General features: G+C 70.2%; 23 protein-coding genes. 20 read left to right on the top strand and 3 right to left on the bottom strand.

Going from position 1 to position 16,282, the window contains the following annotated elements; genetic code table 11:
• Positions 1 to 226: 226 nt before the first annotated feature.
• From ABT127_RS27155 to ygfZ, 14 genes are all read left to right on the top strand, one after another.
• The gene (locus ABT127_RS27155) at positions 227 to 1,051 is read left to right on the top strand and encodes an alpha/beta hydrolase (protein ID WP_502971789.1); all 825 of its coding nucleotides are present in this window, start codon (positions 227 to 229) and stop codon (positions 1,049 to 1,051) included.
• 39 nt (positions 1,052 to 1,090) lie between these two features.
• A complete protein-coding gene (locus ABT127_RS27150) occupies positions 1,091 to 1,345 on the top strand; it encodes a MoaD/ThiS family protein (protein WP_351455150.1) in 255 nt (84 codons plus the stop codon).
• Positions 1,346 to 1,350: 5 nt separating this feature from the next.
• Positions 1,351 to 2,580, top strand: a complete 1,230-nt coding sequence (locus ABT127_RS27145; RefSeq protein WP_351455147.1) for a hypothetical protein — start codon at positions 1,351 to 1,353, stop codon at positions 2,578 to 2,580.
• A gap of 110 nt (positions 2,581 to 2,690) precedes the next feature.
• Positions 2,691 to 3,419: an LmeA family phospholipid-binding protein gene (locus tag ABT127_RS27140; protein WP_351455145.1), complete on the top strand. Its 729-nt coding sequence runs from the start codon at positions 2,691 to 2,693 to the stop codon at positions 3,417 to 3,419.
• A gap of 202 nt (positions 3,420 to 3,621) precedes the next feature.
• Complete coding sequence (locus tag ABT127_RS27135) at positions 3,622 to 3,702, top strand: putative leader peptide (protein ID WP_351257108.1); 81 nt, start codon at positions 3,622 to 3,624, stop codon at positions 3,700 to 3,702.
• A gap of 141 nt (positions 3,703 to 3,843) precedes the next feature.
• Positions 3,844 to 4,689 (top strand): sulfurtransferase, encoded by an 846-nt coding sequence (locus tag ABT127_RS27130; RefSeq protein ID WP_351455142.1) that lies wholly within the window; start codon positions 3,844 to 3,846, stop codon positions 4,687 to 4,689.
• A 35-nt stretch (positions 4,690 to 4,724) separates the two neighbouring features.
• Positions 4,725 to 5,012, top strand: coding sequence for a DUF1416 domain-containing protein (locus ABT127_RS27125; RefSeq protein ID WP_018527919.1), 288 nt, complete (start codon positions 4,725 to 4,727; stop codon positions 5,010 to 5,012).
• A 119-nt stretch (positions 5,013 to 5,131) separates the two neighbouring features.
• Complete coding sequence (locus ABT127_RS27120) at positions 5,132 to 5,398, top strand: DUF3099 domain-containing protein (RefSeq protein WP_351455139.1); 267 nt, start codon at positions 5,132 to 5,134, stop codon at positions 5,396 to 5,398.
• A 137-nt stretch (positions 5,399 to 5,535) separates the two neighbouring features.
• Positions 5,536 to 6,267, top strand: a complete 732-nt coding sequence (locus tag ABT127_RS27115; protein WP_351455136.1) for a hypothetical protein — start codon at positions 5,536 to 5,538, stop codon at positions 6,265 to 6,267.
• The gene (locus ABT127_RS27110; RefSeq protein ID WP_351455134.1) at positions 6,264 to 7,064 is read left to right on the top strand and encodes a hypothetical protein; all 801 of its coding nucleotides are present in this window, start codon (positions 6,264 to 6,266) and stop codon (positions 7,062 to 7,064) included. The genes ABT127_RS27115 and ABT127_RS27110 overlap by 4 nt, the downstream gene beginning before the upstream one ends.
• On the top strand, positions 7,061 to 7,930 hold the full coding sequence (locus ABT127_RS27105; protein WP_351455131.1) for a hypothetical protein: 870 nt from the start codon (positions 7,061 to 7,063) through the stop codon (positions 7,928 to 7,930). Before ABT127_RS27110 ends, ABT127_RS27105 begins: the two co-directional genes overlap by 4 nt.
• 212 nt (positions 7,931 to 8,142) lie before the next feature.
• Entirely contained in the window at positions 8,143 to 8,715 is a 573-nt protein-coding gene (locus ABT127_RS27100) for a heme-binding beta-barrel domain-containing protein (protein WP_351455128.1), read from the top strand.
• Positions 8,716 to 8,777: 62 nt separating this feature from the next.
• Positions 8,778 to 9,215, top strand: a complete 438-nt coding sequence (locus ABT127_RS27095) for a Fur family transcriptional regulator (protein ID WP_351455125.1) — start codon at positions 8,778 to 8,780, stop codon at positions 9,213 to 9,215.
• Between the two features lie 34 nt (positions 9,216 to 9,249).
• Positions 9,250 to 10,230 (top strand): CAF17-like 4Fe-4S cluster assembly/insertion protein YgfZ, encoded by a 981-nt coding sequence (gene ygfZ / locus ABT127_RS27090; protein ID WP_351455123.1) that lies wholly within the window; start codon positions 9,250 to 9,252, stop codon positions 10,228 to 10,230.
• 25 nt (positions 10,231 to 10,255) lie between these two features.
• Here ygfZ and dtd read toward each other — a convergent pair whose 3' ends face one another.
• Positions 10,256 to 10,681: a D-aminoacyl-tRNA deacylase gene (dtd, locus tag ABT127_RS27085; RefSeq protein ID WP_351455121.1), complete on the bottom strand. Its 426-nt coding sequence runs from the start codon at positions 10,679 to 10,681 to the stop codon at positions 10,256 to 10,258.
• A 181-nt stretch (positions 10,682 to 10,862) separates the two neighbouring features.
• On the opposite strand from dtd, the gene ABT127_RS27080 reads away from it, so the two are divergent.
• Together ABT127_RS27080 and ABT127_RS27075 are read left to right on the top strand one after the other, a co-directional pair.
• Positions 10,863 to 11,456, top strand: a complete 594-nt coding sequence (locus ABT127_RS27080; RefSeq protein ID WP_351455118.1) for an RsiG family protein — start codon at positions 10,863 to 10,865, stop codon at positions 11,454 to 11,456.
• Positions 11,457 to 11,471: 15 nt separating this feature from the next.
• On the top strand, positions 11,472 to 11,594 hold the full coding sequence (locus ABT127_RS27075; RefSeq protein WP_351455115.1) for a hypothetical protein: 123 nt from the start codon (positions 11,472 to 11,474) through the stop codon (positions 11,592 to 11,594).
• A gap of 63 nt (positions 11,595 to 11,657) precedes the next feature.
• Here ABT127_RS27075 and ABT127_RS27070 read toward each other — a convergent pair whose 3' ends face one another.
• The gene (locus ABT127_RS27070) at positions 11,658 to 11,843 is read right to left on the bottom strand and encodes a hypothetical protein (RefSeq protein ID WP_111665464.1); all 186 of its coding nucleotides are present in this window, start codon (positions 11,841 to 11,843) and stop codon (positions 11,658 to 11,660) included.
• A 213-nt stretch (positions 11,844 to 12,056) separates the two neighbouring features.
• Here ABT127_RS27070 and ABT127_RS27065 point away from each other — a divergent pair, with 213 nt between their 5' ends.
• On the top strand, positions 12,057 to 12,989 hold the full coding sequence (locus tag ABT127_RS27065; protein WP_351455112.1) for a winged helix-turn-helix domain-containing protein: 933 nt from the start codon (positions 12,057 to 12,059) through the stop codon (positions 12,987 to 12,989).
• A gap of 22 nt (positions 12,990 to 13,011) precedes the next feature.
• Here the strand turns inward: ABT127_RS27065 and ABT127_RS27060 are convergent, their stop codons facing one another.
• Positions 13,012 to 13,203 (bottom strand): hypothetical protein, encoded by a 192-nt coding sequence (locus tag ABT127_RS27060; protein ID WP_111665462.1) that lies wholly within the window; start codon positions 13,201 to 13,203, stop codon positions 13,012 to 13,014.
• A gap of 174 nt (positions 13,204 to 13,377) precedes the next feature.
• Here ABT127_RS27060 and ABT127_RS27055 point away from each other — a divergent pair, with 174 nt between their 5' ends.
• The 3 genes from ABT127_RS27055 to ABT127_RS27045 all read left to right on the top strand — a co-directional run bounded on the left by ABT127_RS27055 (position 13,378) and on the right by ABT127_RS27045 (position 16,135).
• A complete protein-coding gene (locus tag ABT127_RS27055) occupies positions 13,378 to 14,310 on the top strand; it encodes a winged helix-turn-helix domain-containing protein (RefSeq protein WP_502971794.1) in 933 nt (310 codons plus the stop codon).
• Positions 14,259 to 15,104 (top strand): HAD family hydrolase, encoded by an 846-nt coding sequence (locus tag ABT127_RS27050; protein ID WP_351455109.1) that lies wholly within the window; start codon positions 14,259 to 14,261, stop codon positions 15,102 to 15,104. The genes ABT127_RS27055 and ABT127_RS27050 overlap by 52 nt, the downstream gene beginning before the upstream one ends.
• A 134-nt stretch (positions 15,105 to 15,238) precedes the next feature.
• Positions 15,239 to 16,135, top strand: a complete 897-nt coding sequence (locus ABT127_RS27045; RefSeq protein WP_351455106.1) for a winged helix-turn-helix domain-containing protein — start codon at positions 15,239 to 15,241, stop codon at positions 16,133 to 16,135.
• Positions 16,136 to 16,282 lie beyond the last annotated feature (147 nt).

The raw sequence follows: 16,282 nt of genomic DNA, 5'->3' as shown, positions 1-16,282 counted from the left end.
CATAACGTCTGGTTCCTCCTCGGTCCCTGCGAGGACGTTTGCGGCACTGCTTCGTGTTGCTCTACTGCTGTACTGCGCTTGTTCGGGTTCTGCTGCACGGCCTTGTGGCGGGCCCGCGCCCCGGGCCCCGCGCCCTCGGGAGTGAGGTCGTATACAACGCCCCTGAAAGCACAAAAGGACCCGGGGGCTGCACTGCCCGAGTCCTTCGCCCAGCAGAATAGCCCACATGAGTAGCGGTCCGGCAGGTGAAGGACGTGGATCTTCTGTGCGGCCGATCACTGAACGGGCGCGGCGCGTGATGCTCCGGACACAGGACGGAGTCACGATCGACGCGTCCTACGAGCCCGGATCCGGGCCCGCCGACCGGCCGGTGATCGTGCTCGCGCACGGATTCACCGGCGATCTGGAGCGGCCCCACGTGCGGCGCGCGGCCGAGGTGTTCGCGCAGGGTGCGGCCGTGGTCACGTTCTCCTTCCGCGGGCACGGCCGTTCGGGCGGGCGCTCCACGGTGGGCGACCGTGAGGTGCTGGATCTCGCGGCGGCGGTCGCCTGGGCGCGGTCGTTCGGGCACGCGCGTGTCGTGACGGTCGGATTTTCGATGGGTGGTTCCGTGGTGCTGCGGCACGCGGCGTTGCACAGAGGGCGCACGGAAGCGCGGACCGACGCCGTCGTCGCGGTGAGTGCCCCGGCCCGTTGGTTCTACCGGGGGACCGCTCCGATGCGGCGGCTGCACTGGGTCGTCACGCGGCGCTCGGGACGCGTGGTGGGCCGACTCGGACTGCGTACCCGTATCCATCCGTACGACTGGGACCCGATCCCGCTCTCGCCGGTGGAGTCGGTGCCGCTGATCGCGCCGACGCCGCTGCTCGTCGTGCACGGCGACCGCGACCCGTACTTCCCCGTCGACCATCCGCGGATGCTGGCCGGGGCCGCCGCGGGCGGCGCCGAGCTCTGGCTGGAGGAGGGCATGGGGCACGCCGAGCACGCGGCGAGCGACGCGCTGCTCGTCCGGATCGGGGAGTGGGCCCGCACCGCGGGTGCCGCACAATAGGACGCCGACCGAGAACCGGACCGTGGAGAGGAGCGCCCTGTGGCGACCGGCACCCTGCGTTACTGGGCGGCGGCCAAGTCGGCCGCCGGTGTGGCCGAGGAACCGTACGACGCCGACGACCTGGGCGCGGCCCTGGACGCGGCCCGTGAACGGCACCCCGGGGAACTGGTCCGGGTGCTCCGGCGCTGCTCGTTCCTCGTCGACGGCAACCCCGTCGGGACGCGCGGACATGAGACGGTACGGCTTGCCGAGGGCGGCACGGTCGAGGTGCTCCCGCCGTTCGCAGGAGGGTGACACCGATGAGCAGCAACGAGCAGTATCCGTACGACCCGCAGCACGGTCAGCAGTACGAGCGGCAGGCCGGGCAGCAGCACGGTCAGCAGTACGAGCAGCAGCACGGTCAGTTCGCGCAGCAGCCGTACGAGGCCGAGCCCACCCAGTACTGGCAGGCGCAGACCTGGGACACCCAGGTGCAGCCGGCGCCGGTGCAGCAACAGCAGCAGTACCAGCAACAGCCGTACCAGCAGCAACAGCAGCAGCATCAGCAGTCGTACGTGCCGCAGCAGCAGCACGAGTACGGCTACGGCGAGCAGCAGGGTCAGCCGGCCCAGCCTCAGCCCCAGCCCGCGCAGCCGCTGCCTCCGCAGCAGGAGTGGTCGTACGAGCCGGCACCGCAGGATCCGGCCCCTGCTCCCGCCCCTGCCCCGGCCTCTGAGCCCGTCGCGGCCGACGAGCCGGGCTACGGCCCGGCCACCGTCACCGGCAACACCCGCGTCACCGACGCCCAGCGGGCCCGCGCCGAGGGCCGTTCGCCGATCATCGAGCCGGGCATCCAGCCGGCCGGGCTGACCGCGGTGCTCGGTCTGCTGCTCGCGGGCGGCGCCGCAGTCGGCCCGTACGCGCTGCTCGTGCCGCTGGTGCTGCTCCAGGCGGTCACCGCCGCGGGCTGGTTCCGGCTCAACGGCATGTGGCCCGCCCGCCAGGGCATCGCCCTCGCCTTCCTGGGCGGTGTCGTCGCGGACATCGCGCTGCTCGCGGCCGGCCGGGAGCACGCGCCCGCCGCGATCCTCGGCACGCTCGGCGTCTGGGTGCTGCTCACCCTGGTGCTGCAACTGCGCTCGCACGCCTCGCCGGACGAGCGGATGTACGGCCTGATGGCGACCGTCGTCTCGGCGGCGCTCGCGATCGTGGCGGCCGGACACCTGGCCGCCGAGCCGGACGCGGTGACGGTGGGCGCGATCGCGGTGGCCGTCGCCGTCGTGGCCCGCGCGCTGCCGCTGCCGACCCCGGCGTCCGTCGTGGTCGCGCTGCTCGCCGGGGCCGGGGCGGGGATCGCCGCGGGCGGTCTGACCGGTCTCGGGTCGGGCGGGGCGCTGCTCGGGCTCGGGGCGGCCGCGGCCGCGCTGATCGGGCATCGGGTCGCTTCGTACGACTATCCGTCGCGGTTCGTTCACATGACGGCGGGGGTCGCGCTGCCGCTGGCCGCTGCGGCGCCGATCGTGTACGTGCTGGGGCGGGTTGTCGGCTGACGGCGGGTGGGCACGGGGCTCCGCCCCGGACCCCGCTCCTCGATCACCGGAGGGGCTTGAATATCGCCGGGGCGGCCCCCGGCCGCTCGGCCCCGCGTACGCTCCCGAACATGCGTGCACTGCGAATACTGCTGATCCTCGTCGTGATCCTCGGCGGCCTGTTCGTGATCGCCGACCGGGTCGCCGTCAACATCGCCGAGAGCAAGGCCGCCGACAAGATCCGCGAGAGCGAGAGCCTCGCGAGCACCCCCTCCGTGTCGATCGAAGGGTTCCCGTTCCTGACCCAGGTCGCCGACGGAACCCTGGACGACGTGAAGATCGGCATCAAGGACTACGAGGCGAAGAACGCCGACGGCAGCATCCGCATCGCGGACATGAACGCCGAGATGCACGGCGTGAAGTTCGACAGCAGCTACAGCTCGGCCACCGCCGCCTCCGCCACCGGCACCGCGCGCGTCTCCTACGCCGAACTCCTCAAGGCCGTGCGCAAGGCGGGCCCGGCCCAGGTCGCCCCCGGAGTGAGCGCGCAGATCGACGGCCTGTCGTACGCGGGCGACCACAAGGTCAAGCTGACGATTGCCTTCAAGACCCCGCTGGGCACCCTGCGGCCCACGGTCACCAGCGCCGTCAAGGTCACCGGCGGCAAGCTGTCCGCCCGCGCCGACAGCCTGCCGAAGATCGGCTCGTTCGACCTCGGCGAATCGGCGCTGCGCGAGGTCATCGACTTCCAGCAGGCCATCGACAATCTGCCCGCTGGCATCAAGCTGAACAAGGTCGAGGCGGTCGAGGGCGGCATCGAAATCTCCGTGACGGGTTCGGACCTGCGTCTCGTCGGGTAGGGCAGACCGCGAAGGCGGAGCGGGCGCCGTCCGCAGTGCGAGACGGACGTGTCCGCCCAGCAGGAGCGAGCGGCGTCACGGCGGGCCGGGAACCGGTCGGCGGTGGCCCCGGGAGACCATCCATCTCACATGTCGGTCGATCGCGTCTCATTATTTGACACCTCGGTGACACGGCCGCCGCTGCGTCCTTACGATCGGTGCCATGAAGCGACAGGCGGACCTCACGAAGCGGCGGGCAGTAGACCTGTGCCGCGTCGCCGCCATGCTCTGTCGCACCGCCTGAGCGGGGCGGTCGGCCACCGGGCCGCATTCCCGATTCCCGCTTTCCGGGCCCCTTGAGACGAGACACACGACTCGGGGTCACCGTGCGCACCCGCACACATCCGTTCAGCATGCCTGCCGCAACTGCCCCGGAGGAAACAGCATGAGCCGCAGCGACGTCCTGGTCGACGCCGACTGGGTCGAGGCCAACCTCGACAACGACAGCGTGGCGATCGTCGAGGTGGACGAAGACACGTCCGCGTACGACAAGAACCACATCAAGAACGCGATCCGGATCGACTGGACCAAGGACCTCCAGGACCCGGTTCGCCGTGACTTCATCGACCAGGCCGGCTTCGAGGAGCTGCTGTCGAAGAAGGGCATCGCCAACGACACGACCGTCGTCCTCTACGGCGGCAACAACAACTGGTTCGCCTCGTACGCGTACTGGTACTTCAAGCTCTACGGCCACCAGGACGTCAAGCTCCTCGACGGCGGCCGCAAGAAGTGGGAGCTCGACTCCCGCGACCTGGTCGACGGCTCGCAGGTCCCGAACCGCCCGGCCACGCAGTACAAGGCCAAGGCCCAGGACACCTCGATCCGCGCCTTCCGCGACGACGTCGTGAACGCGATCGGCAGCCAGAACCTGGTCGACGTGCGGTCCCCCGACGAGTTCAGCGGCAAGCTGCTCGCCCCGGCCCACCTCCCGCAGGAGCAGTCGCAGCGTCCGGGCCACGTCCCGTCCGCCCGCAACATCCCGTGGTCGAAGAACGCCAACGACGACGGCACCTTCAAGTCGGACGACGACCTGAAGGCCCTGTACGCCGAGGAGCAGGTCGACCTGGCCAAGGACTCCATCGCGTACTGCCGCATCGGTGAGCGTTCCGCGCTCACCTGGTTCGTGCTGCACGAGCTGCTCGGCGTCGAGAACGTCAAGAACTACGACGGCTCGTGGACCGAGTACGGCTCCCTCGTCGGCGTGCCGATCGAGCTCGGCGCCAACAAGTAATTCGACAACCGACCTCTCGTATCTAGGAGTTCAGCATGTGTGGAGCGAAGGCCGGCGGCCCCGACGCCTCGACGATCAAGCCCGGTGAGACCACCATCCAGGGTCAGGTGACGCGTGACGGCGAGCCGGTGACGGGCTACGTGCGTCTGCTCGACTCGACCGGTGAGTTCACCGCCGAGGTCCCGACCTCGGCCACGGGCCAGTTCCGCTTCTACGCGGCCGAGGGCACCTGGACCGTGCGGGCGCTGGTCCCGGGCGGCACGGCGGACCGCACGGTCGTCGCCCGGACGGGCGGGCTCGCGGAGGTCGCGATCGCCGTCTGAACGACGCAGCGATCACTCGTGACGGCTGAAGGGCCGCACCCCAGGGGGTTGGACGCCACTGGTCGGGGTGCGGCCCTTCGGCTTGCCCGGAGCGCCGCGCACGGGCTTACGCTGAAGACATGTACGCGCGGCGCAAGCACGCCTACTTCGCCATGATGGGCGTCTGCATCGCCCTCTTCGTCCTGGCGTGGGGCGTGGTGCGCCTCTGGTCGGTCCCCGCGGCCGTGATCATGTGTGTCGTCGCCATGGTCATCCCGCCCTTCGCCGCCATCGTCGCCAACCGCCACGGGCCCGACGACCGGTGGTGGGACGACCCGTCCGGCGACGAGAAGTCCGACGAGTGGTGGGACGAACTGGACGGGAAGAAGCGCCCCCGCCGACGGTGACTGATTCGTGATCAAAGTGCGTGCAACCTTCAAGTATCCCTGTGGGTCTCCTGTGCGCGCGGAGAACGGAATCCGCGCCTCGAGTTCCGTGGGGGGACCTGTTGGACCACGAACAAGCACCACACACCGCGCCACCGGTGGCGCCTGCGCCGCCTGAGGAGAGACCCCGGCGCGGGCGCGGTCGCACGCCCGCGCTGATCGGCGCGGCCGCCGTGCTCGGCGTCGTCGCGGGCCTGTGCACGGGGTACGTCGTGCAGGCGGGCCGCGACCCCGACCCGCTGCCGCCGCTCGCGCAGCAGAAGCTCACCCAGGCCAAGGGCGGCAAGGCCCCCGAGGCGCTCTCCGCGGCGCAGGACCGGCGGATCAAGACCGACGGCGACCTGCGCAAGCTGCTGGTGCCGCGGCCCTCGGGCGCCCAGAAGGCGAGCGGCATCCCGCAGGGCTGGGTCGACCAGTACGGGTTCGCCACGGACTTCGAGGAACCGGCCAGGGCGTTCCGCAACCTGTCCGACGACTCCTTCCGGCGGGCCGCGACCGTCGCCTGGCAGCGCGGCCAGTCCACGACGACGGCCAGCCTCATCCAGTACCGCGAGACCGAGCGGCTCGCCGCCCAGGAGTACGTCAGCGTGCAGGGCGCCTACTCCGCCGACGACGCCGGCAACGACGGCGAGCCCTTGCCCGGCAGCACCGAGGGCCGCGTCTACGTCTACGAACGGCCGGTGACCAAAGCCGGTTATCTGCCGCTGTACAAGTCCCACTCGCTGGCGGCCCGCGGCGACGTGGTGATGGACATCTGGATGTACGACACCAAGCCGATCCCGAAGAAGTCCGCGATGGATCTCGCAAAGCGGCAGTTGGAGCGCCTGTGAGCGACCACTCCCCGGCGCCCGGGGCGCAGGAGCCCGAGGCGCACCAGCAGCCCGAGGCGCACCAGCCGGAGCCACAGCCCCGCCGTCGCCGTCGCTGGCCCGCCGTGGCGGTCGCCGCCGTCGTCGTGCTCGCCGTGGCCGGCGGCGTCGGCTTCACCGTGATGAAGGTGAACGACGCCGACCGCACCGTCCACGCCAAGGTGTGGGGCAAGCCCACGCAGGGCAAGCAGCGCAAGGCCGGCTCCGCCGACGCGGACCTGATGAAGCGGCTGCTGCCGATGCCCGACGGCTATACCCCCGGGCCCGACATCGACGAGTTCGGCAACGACAAGGTGATCACCGGCAAGGAGGCAACGGACCGCTTCAAGAAGAGTGCCGACAACCTGCCCTCCCGCCAGCGCGAGGCCCAGCACAAGGCGATCGACAAGCTGAAGCTGAAGGGTCTGGCGGTGCGCAGCTACACGGCCGATTCCTACGACCTCGTCGTCGAGACCCAGCTCGCCGAGATCCAGAACCGGCAGGCAGGCCGGGACATCAAGGAGTTCCAGTCGGAGTTCCTGCGGTCCCTCGGCGTCTTCGGCAAGGGGCCGAAGGTCAAGGGGCACCGCAACGCGGACTGCTTCCGCGCGCCCCGCGACAAGAAGACCAAGCTGGATCTGCTGACGTGCAGCGCGTACCAGGACGACCTCCTGGTCTCCGTCACCGCCTACGGCCCGGCCTCCATCGACAGCAAGGCCGTCGCCGACCTCCTGGCCCAGCAGCTCGACCACATCGCGTCCCGGGGGGAGCTCGTATGACGACCCAGCCCACAGACCAGTCCACGGAGCAGCCCGCGGGCGGCTTCCCGGCCCCTCCGTCGCACCCGCCGGTCTTTCCGGCACCGGAGCCCGAGGCCCCGCCCGCCGTCAAGAAGGACCGGCGCGTCCTGCGGGCCGCGCTGCGCTGGACCGCGGCCGTCGTCGTGTTCGCGGCCGTCGGTGCCGGGGTCGCGTACGGGGTCACCGAGCAGAAGCGCGGGGACCTGCCCGGGCTGGCCACGAAGAGCGACGGGCGCTGGGAGTACCCGGAGATCGTCCGGCCGCCGCTGCCGAAGGACGCCCCGGCCGCGTTCGCCGAGGACAACCTCCGCGAGGAGCATTTCGCCGACCTGCGCGCCCTGATCCTGCCCGCGCCCGAAGGGGCCCGCGAGGACAAGGCACTGGCCGGCAAGGACGGCTGGCTGCCCACGGCCACGTACCTGAAGACGTACGAGAAGGACGGGCGGGGCGATCTCGCCCAGTCCCTGAAGGACGGCGGCCTGCGCCACATCGCGGCGCGCGGCTGGACCATGCCCGACGGCACGCACACCAGCATCCACCTGCTGCGGTTCAACACGGGCGCGTTCACGCGTGAGTACCGCACGCGGCTGGTCACGGGCCTGGCGACCTTGGCCGGGGCCCCGAAGGCCGAGCGGGACTACTCGCTCGGGGGCAACGCCTTCGCGGTGCCCCACACCCATCTGTACCTCTACGGAGAGCAGAAGCCGTACGGCAAGGAACGCGTCCGGTACGCGTACGTCGAGGCCGGTGACGTGCTGGCCCTGGTGGTCCAGTCGGACGACGGACACGGCTCCGCCGTCCCGTTCCGGCAGACCGTCGCGCTGCAGAACCAGCTGCTCGGCTGACCTCGCCGAGTGCGCCGGGCCCCACCCGACTACAGTGGGGCCCGGCTCTGTATCCGCATACGTTCCGCTCACCGAGGAGCACCCCGTGCTTGAGGCTTTCTTCTCCGCTCTGCTCGTCCTGGTCTGCGTCGGCGTCCTCGCCTTCGCCGGTCTGACCGTGAAGAAGCTGTACCAGGGCCAGCGCTGACCTACCCCACCTGATTGAGCACTCCATGATCCAGATCCCGTCGGACCTGCACCCCGACCTCGTTCCCCTCGCGTTCCTCCTGGGCAACTGGGCGGGCGCGGGTGTCACCGATTTCCCGGGCGCCGAGAAGGCCAACTTCGGCCAGGAGGTCTCCTTCACCCACGACGGGCGGGACTTCCTGGAGTACCACTCGCACACCTGGATCCTCGACGCCGAGGGCAACAAGGTGAAGCCGCTGGAGTCGGAGTCCGGCTTCTGGCGCGTCGGCAAGGACCGCAAGGTCGACGTCGTCATGGTCCGCGACGACGGTGTCGTCGAGGTCTGGTACGGCGAGCTGGCCGACAAGAAGCCCCAGATCGACCTCGCGACGGACGCGGTCGCCCGCACCTCGGCCTCGGGCCCCTACAGCGGCGGCAAGCGGCTGTACGGCTACGTGAAGAGCGACCTGATGTGGGTCGGCGAGAAGCAGACCCCCGAGGTCCCGCTGCGTCCCTACATGTCGGCCCAGCTGAAGAAGGTCGTCTCCCCGGAGGAGGTCGCCGAGATGGCGCGCAACCTCCCGGACATGCCGGACGACGGCATCGCCTTCTTCAAGTAGTCGGCGGGCGAACAACCGGTAAGCAGTCCGCGCTTTTTTCAAGTGGTTCTAGACTCGTGGGTGTGGTGAGCACCGACTGGAAGAGCGACCTGAGGCAGCGCGGCTACCGGCTGACGCCGCAGCGACAGCTTGTCCTCGAAGCCGTGGACACCCTTGAGCACGCGACCCCCGACGACATCCTGAGCGAAGTGCGCAGGACGGCGTCGGGGGTCAACATTTCCACGGTCTACCGGACCCTGGAGCTCCTGGAGGAGCTCGGGCTGGTCAGCCATGCGCATCTGGGCCACGGCGCACCCACGTACCACCTCGCCGACCGGCACCACCACATCCACCTGGTGTGCCGGGACTGCACGGACGTCATCGAGGCCGATGTCGACGTGGCCCGCGAGTTCACCGACAAGCTGCGCGCCGAGTTCGGCTTCGACACCGATCTGAAGCACTTCGCGATCTTCGGCCGCTGCGCGAAGTGCACCGCCGGGCGCGAGGGACCGCAGGAATAAGCGCGTCCGTCCGCTCGTCGTAGTGTGTGTGACCATGCAGCGACTTTCACCGAGCAGCCCCCTGCTGACCCTCCCCGGCGCCGTCCCCGGCGAGGGCGTGGACGAAGGCGTCGCCGCCCACTACGGCGACCTGTTCCGCGAGCAGCGCTCACTCGCCGACGGATCCGGCGTCGTCGACCTCTCGCACCGCGGTGTCCTCGCCGTCACCGGTGACGACCGGCTGAGCTGGCTGCACCTGCTGCTCACGCAGCACGTCAGCGAACTGCCCGCGGGCCACGCCACGGAAGCGCTGATCCTCTCGGCCAACGGGCACATCGAGCACGCCCTGTACCTCGTGGACGACGGCTCGACCACGTGGGCGCACGTGGAGCCCGGCTCGCAGGAGGCGCTCCTCGCGTACCTGGAGTCCATGAAGTTCTTCTACCGGGTCGAGGTCGCCGACCGGACCGCCGAGTTCGCGGTCGTGCACCTGCCGGCCGGTTCCCTCGCCCCGGTGCCCGACGGGGTCGCCGTGCGCGAGACGGCGCACGGCCGCGACCTGTTCCTGCCGCGCGCCGACCTGGAGTCCTACGCGGCCGAGCACGGGCCCGCCGTCGGCCTGCTGGCCTACGAGGCTCTGCGCGTCGAGCAGCACCGCCCGCGCCTCGGCTTCGAGACCGACCACCGCACCATCCCGCACGAGCTGGGCTGGATCGGCAGCGCCGTGCACCTGCAGAAGGGCTGCTACCGCGGGCAGGAGACCGTCGCCCGCGTCCAGAACCTCGGCAAGCCGCCGCGCCGCCTCGTCTTCCTGCACCTGGACGGCAGCGAGGTGCACCTGCCGGGCCACGGCGCGGAGGTGCGGCTGGCCGCCGACGGCCCCGAGGGCCGCAAGATCGGCTTCGTCACCACGTCCGTACGCCACCACGAGCTGGGCCCGATCGCGCTCGCGCTGGTGAAGCGGAACGTCCCGGCCGACGCCCCGCTGCTCGTCGAGACCACCGCCGCGGCCCAGGAAGTCGTCGTCGAGCCCTAGGGCGTGTTTCGAAACACGCCCTGGCTCAGATGTCGATCAGCACGGTGAACGGACCGTCGTTCGTCAGGGACACCCGCATCTGCGCCCCGAACCGGCCCGTCGCCACCGTCGCGCCCAGCGTCCGCAGCTGCGCCACGACCTCGTCGACCAGCGGCTCGGCGACCTCGCCGGGAGCCGCCGCGTTCCAGGTCGGGCGGCGGCCCTTGCGGGCGTCGCCGTAGAGCGTGAACTGGCTGATGACCAGCAGCGGCGCGTCGATGTCGCTGCACGACCGCTCCTCGGAGAGCATCCGCACCGACCAGAGCTTGCGGGCCAGCCGGGCCGCGTCCTCGGGGGTGTCCTCGTGGGTCACCCCGACCAGGACGCACAGCCCCTCGCCCTTGATCTCGCCCACCGTCTCGCCGTCCACGACGACGCTCGCGCCGTCCACCCGCTGCACCACTGCTCGCATACGGTCATCATGCCGTGCCCGTCGCACTCGGCTTACGAACCCCCCATCCGGGGCCGATATGGGGCACTCGTACCCTAAGTGGCCACGCGGAGTGGCACGATGCTCACACGTGGTGCGCCGGAGGCGCACGGCGGCAGTCCGGTCGAGGGGACGGTAAGCACACACCATGGATTCCCATGCCATGAGCCACACAACGAGTACGGCGGCGCCCGCGGGGCCCGCCACCGTGTCGCTGACGCATCTGTCGCGGCCGCCGGTGCAGCGCACGGACAGCCCCGGACTCCCGCCCGTCGCCGTACCCGACCTGACCACGCTGCGCCTGCCCGAACTGCGCACGCTGCGCCGGGAGTCCCAGCAGGACGAGGCCGACCTGAGCTATGTGCGGCGGCTGCTCCACGGCCGGATCGACATCCTGCGGGCCGAGCTGGCGCGGCGGCGCGACCCGGAGAGCCCGGTGGTGGACCGGCTCTCGGAGATCCTGCGCGACCAGCCGACGCGGTACCGCGCGTCCGCCCGGCACGTCACGCTCGGGACCCCGCGCAGCGAGGAGTTCCGGCGGCTGGCCTCGGAGATGCTCTCCGAGGTGGAGCTGTCGGACCTGGGGGCGCGGACCGATGACGAGCTGCACGCCGGGATGGGGCGGCTCGTGCGGTACGAGCAGCAGGTGTCGCGGAGGCGGCAGCAACTGCAGCACACGGCCGACGACTGCAGCGCCGAGATCGCCCGCCGCTACCGGGAGGGCGAGGCGCAGGTCGCCGATCTGCTGGGCGGGTGAGGAGTCCGCTGCCGGGTGCGGGCCACGACGATCCAGGCGCCCCTCGGCCGGGTGGTGGAGGAGGAGACGGGCGTCGCCGCCGTGGCCGACGCCCTGTTCCGTACGCCGTGGCGCCCGTGGTGCCCCGACGTGTTCTGAGGCCGGCGGCACTCCGTCCGAAGACCGACCGGGCTCCCGGCTCCCCTCCGGAGGAGAGCCCGGTCAGCCGCTCTGGGCCAGCAGCATGACGAGGGCGACCGCCCCGATGCCGCTGATCACGGTGTTCTTGGCCTTGAGGCCGACGGACAGCAGGATGAAGGCGATGATGCCCACGGGGCCGTACTTCCACTGGATGAGCTGCTCGAATCCGATGGCCAGCGCGGCGACGACGATGGCGAAGACCGGCATGTCCCTACCCCCTTAGGTGGGAGTGGTGACCAACTCTGCCGCCAAGGCGATGGCGTAGACCAACCTCTGTGGTCGACGCCAACCCCCGTGGTGGTCCGACCATGTCGTCCAAGTTGGTCACCAACTCAAAGTTAGTTATCTCCGCTGAGCCGCGACTTATAACCATCCTTCCTTCAACTCCCTTGAGATGGCGTGAAGTTGTACCGTGGAAGGGTGAGCTTGGAGCATGCCGCCGTCAACGGACGGCCAGAGCCGCAGCGGGCGCAGTGGACGTACCGCGAGGTGGCGGACGAGCTGCGGGCCCGGATCCGCTCCGGGGCGCTGCGGGCGGGCCAACGAATGCCAACTCAGGCCCAGTTGGCGGACGACTTCGGGGTGGAGCGGTCCGCGGTGCGCCAGGCGCTGCGCATCCTGCAGTCCGAGCATCTGCTGGCCAACGTCTCGAAGGGCAGTCCGGCCACCGTCGCGGAGAACACCCAGTCCGCGTTCCGCGGCCCCGGAGCGCCCCCGCAGCCGACGATGGTGGCGCTCGCGCCGCGGGTCACGGCCGCCTTCCGGCAGCAGGACGTGGAGATCGACGCCCTGTGCCTGACATCGGTCTCGCTGACCCTCGCGATGGGCGAACCGCTCCGGCAGATCCACGCGGGCCGCATGAAACCGGCCAAGGTCAGGGTCCGCGTCCTGATGCCGAGCCGGGACATCGATCTCGCCTTCCCCGCCCCCGCGCCGGCCGCGTCCCTGGAGGCCGGGCAGGAGGCGGCCCTGGGCGGCAGGCTGCAGCGCCACTGGCTGGCGCAGCGCAACGCCCAGGGCCAGGTGCTCCGGCACAACCTGACGGACCTGCGCACCACGCACGGCATGGACGTCCACGTGGAGTTCCGCGCCCTCCCGTTCACGCCACCGGTCAAGCTCTATCTGCTCAACGGCACCGAGGCGCTCTTCGCGTACTACACACTCAGCAGGCGCGGTGAGCTGCTCGATCACGAGCGGGTCGACGTGTACGACGCGACGGGCGTCCAGCAGATGCTGTTCGCCTTCGAGCAGGGAGCGGGACTGCGGGACACCACCTTCGTCGAGCAGTCCCACCTGTGGTTCAACAGCCTCTGGAACACGATCAGTACGGACCTGACGCTGATCGGTCCCTGACCCGGTTCCGGGCGGTCCTGGGCTAGTGGAGCGCGGGGCCGGCCACCATGATCGCGAGCAGTACGCCACCGATGGAACTGCAGGTGGCGTTTCTTGCCTTGACGCCCACGGCCAGCAGAAGGAGGCCCGCGATTCCGGCCGGGCCGTAGTGCCACTGGACGAGCTGCTCGAAGGTGATCACGAAGACCGCGGAGAGGAGGCTCAGGAAAGGCATGACGGTTCCCCCTTCATCGGCTTCGGCAGGTGCTGAGACGGGTTGGCCGAGTACGCGCCATCTGTAACCATCCGGTGCCAAGTTGGCCACCAACCCACGATTGTTGTCCCCAACTCGCGACCCTGAAAAACAAGTCTTCAACAACTCCCGCCAAATGGACGGGAGTTGTACCATTTGGTTGTGACCCGGGAGGGCGTGGCGGACATGGCGGACACGATGGACGTGACACTGAACGGAAGCAGAAGGCGGGGTCCCCAGGAGATCGCCGACGATCTGCGCCGCCGGATCAAGGCCGGCGAGCTCAAGGCGGGCGACCGGCTGCCCACGCAGGCGGTGCTCGCCGAGGAGTTCGGAGTGGAGCGCGGCACGGTCCGCCAGGCGCTCCAGCTCCTGGAGTCCGACGGCCTGCTGAGCAGCCGCAGCAAGGGAAGCCCGCCCCGCATCGCCTCCGCGGCCACCGCCCCCGACGGCCCGCAGCCCACGATGGTCGCCCTGGCCCCACGGCTCGTCGAGGCGTTCCAGGCGCCCGAGGTGCGCATCGACGCCGTGTGCATGACCTCCGAGACCCTCATGCTGGCCCTCGGTGAACCGCTCCGCCTGATCCACGAGGGCCGGATGCGCCCGAGCGTCGTCGACGTCCGCATCCTGCTGCCCGGCCGCGACATCGACCTCGCCTTCCCGGTGCCGGTCCCGGTCCCGGACCAGGGCGACGGCGGCGCCCGCGCCGACGACGTGGCGGTCCACCAGCGCTGGCTGGCACAGCGCAACGCCCAGGGCCAGGTGCTGCGGCACAACCTCCGCTCGCTGCGCTCCTCGCACGGCATCGACGTCCGGGTCACCTTCCGCGCCCTGCCGTTCACGCCCCCCGTCAAGCTCTACCTCCTCAACCACGAGGAGGCGCTCCTCTCGTACTACATGGTCACCAAGCGGGAGGAGGAGATCGACAGCGGCACCAAGCTGGAGATGTACGCGGCGACGGGCACCCAGGCCCTGCTGTTCTCCTTCGAGAAGCGCGCGGGCCACCGCGACCGCGCCTTCGTCGAGGAGTCCCAGAAATGGTTCGACGCGCTCTGGGCAACCATCACGTCGGACCTGACACTCTCCTAGTGACTTCCGACCTAGAGACTTCTGACCCAGTGACTTCCGGCCTGGAGACTTCCGGTCCGGCGAAGCAGACTGGCACCGTGGCTGACGAGACGGAGCACGGCGCGGAACTGACCGGCCTGGTGCGGGGAGCGCGGTACGTGCTCTTCGACTTCGACGGGCCGATCTGCCGGCTGTTCGCGGGGCGGCCGGCCGCGGGGATCGCGCGGGAACAGGTGGCCTGGCTGGACGCGCAGGGTCTGGGGGACGCCCTGACGCCCGAGGAGCGGACGGACGCCGATCCGCACAGCGCGCTGCGCAGCCTGGGCCTCCAACGTCCCTCCAGCGACCTGGTCGTGGAGATGGAGAAACGTCTCACCGAACAGGAGCTGCAAGCCGTCCCCACCGCCTGGCCCACCCCGTACGCGGACCCGCTGATCCGCACCTGGTCGGCCGTCGGCGCCCGCCTCGCCATCACCACCAACAACTCGCCCGAGGTGGCCCGGCGCTATCTGGAGGGCCGCGGTCTCTCGGTCTGCTTCGAGCCGCACATCTACGGCCGCACGCAGGACCTGAAGCGCCTCAAGCCCGACCCCTACTGCCTCAACCGCGCGCTGAACGCCATGGGCGCGGCCCCCGCCGCCACCCTGATGATCGGGGACACCCCCACGGACCTGCGCGCGGCCGAGGCTGCCGGTGTGGCCTTCCTCGGCTACGCGCGTAATGAGAACAAGAAGCGGCTGCTGAGAGAGGCGGGCGCCTCTCAGGTGGTCGAGTCGCTGCAAGGACTCCTGAGAATTCTGCTGGACCGGTCCTGAGCTGCGAATCGCCCGTTCTGGCTGACAAGTCGGTGGAGTTGGCTGCCAACTGGCGTAAGGTTGACGCAACTTGGTACTGGAGATCGGCACTACGTATCCGTACTGCGGATCGGTACTGCGGAGGTGATCGTGCCGTGGTGAACGACAAGAGCGTCCCGGCGCCCCGGCCCACCTCCGAGGGCATAGCCGACGAACTGCGGGAACGCATCAGGACCGGCGTGCTCGGCGCCGGCGACCGGCTGCCCACGCAGGCCGCGCTCGCCGAGGAGTTCGGGGTGGAGCGGGGCGCGGTGCGGGGCGCGCTGCAACTGCTGCGGGCCGACGGCCTGCTGACCAACGTGAGCAAGGGCAGCCCGCCCCAGGTCGCCGAGCGGGCCACGGCGACCCCGGCGACCGGATCCCGCTCGGCGCGCAGCGTGCTCGGCCCCCGGCTGGTCGCCGCGTTCCAGGCGCCTCGGGTGCGGCTGGACGCGATGTGCCTGACGGCGGAGACCTTGATGGTCTCGCTGGGCGAGCCGCTGCGGCAGGTCTTCGAGGGCAGGAGCCGCCCCGAGTCGGTGCACGTACGCATCCTGCTCCCGGCGAGCGATCAGCACCTCGACTATCCGGCACCGGAGAAGGGCTGGGGTCACGACACCGAACTCGACGCGGCGCTTCATCGACGCAACCGGAACCAACTGGCGGCGCAGCAGAAGGTCCTGGAGCAGAACCTCATGCAGCTGCGGGTGATGGGGGGCATCGATGTGCGCACGGAGTTCCGCAGTATGACGGGAACGCCCACCCGCAAGATCTATCTGCTCAACCGGCGGGAGGCCCTGATCGGGCACTACATCCCGCAACGGATCATGCGCGAGGTCGACGACTACGACAACGGCACCCCGGTGCCCTTGTGCGACGTGCGTGGCTTCGAGACCCCGATGTTCGCTTTCGCCAGCGCCGGAAGCCCGACGGAGGCCGCCTTCGTCGAGGCCGAGCAGCAGATGTTCGACGGGCTCTGGGAGTATGTGGCCCGGGATGCCGGGCAGGACTGAAGACGGTCCCGAGGTCGTCCGATTCCGTTGGGGATCCTCTGGCCGCGTGGTGGGATAGGCCGAGACCGGATCTGAATCGTTCGGCTATCGAACGCGAATCCCGCAAGAGTGGCTTTCCTCCCTCGGTATCAGCCGTTTGCGGCATAG

This window comes from Streptomyces sp. NPDC001904, from assembly GCF_040297005.1.
In the GTDB taxonomy this organism is placed as follows: domain Bacteria; phylum Actinomycetota; class Actinomycetes; order Streptomycetales; family Streptomycetaceae; genus Streptomyces.
The sequence above is the reverse complement of the archived record's forward strand: the minus strand, read 5'-3'. Positions and strand labels throughout refer to the sequence as shown.